The following is a 601-nucleotide window of genomic DNA, read 5'->3' on the forward strand; positions in this document are numbered from 1 at the left end:
GCATAGAGATACCCGCAAACTGCGCGTAAGCACCTGAATCAACTGGCTTGGTTGCAACAATATTTAGGTAATCCAAGACTTCTTGACCAGACATATCGACGTAAGAAACCATGTTGCCAAATGGCTGCACGGTCAGCACATCTTTGTATGTGATTTCACCAGCTTCAATAGAATCACGCACACCACCTGAGTTCATCACTGCGAAATCAGCTTTTGCACGTTCCATATGAGCCGTTGCAATTAAACGACCTAGATTCGTCTGTTGGAATCGCACGACATCACGGTCACCTTCTAGCTTACCGTTTGATTCCGCAATTTTCACATTCAGCTGGCTTTGGCCTTTTTCTTGGAAAGGACGAAGGAAGTCCAACATCGCTTTGTCTTGAGTAATTTCATCTTGAACAAACACACGTTGTGATTGGCCATCCACATTGATTTTTTTCTTCAAGTTTACCGGAATAAGATCGTAGTTCGCCGTTACGGAATTCGTAATCGGCACGGCCAACATATTTACCCCACTCATGCGCCTGAACAATGTAAGTACCGTTTTGTTGGTCTGGCTGACACTCATCACCCGGTTTAAAGTTCTTTTTGATAACGT

The 601-nt window shown here is 44.1% G+C and carries 1 pseudogene; it reads right to left on the reverse strand.

Going from position 1 to position 601, the window contains the following annotated elements:
• Positions 1 to 601: pseudogene (locus R7R24_RS28525) on the reverse strand (5'-nucleotidase C-terminal domain-containing protein); the annotation flags it as partial.

The organism is Vibrio sp. 704 (assembly GCF_033339295.1).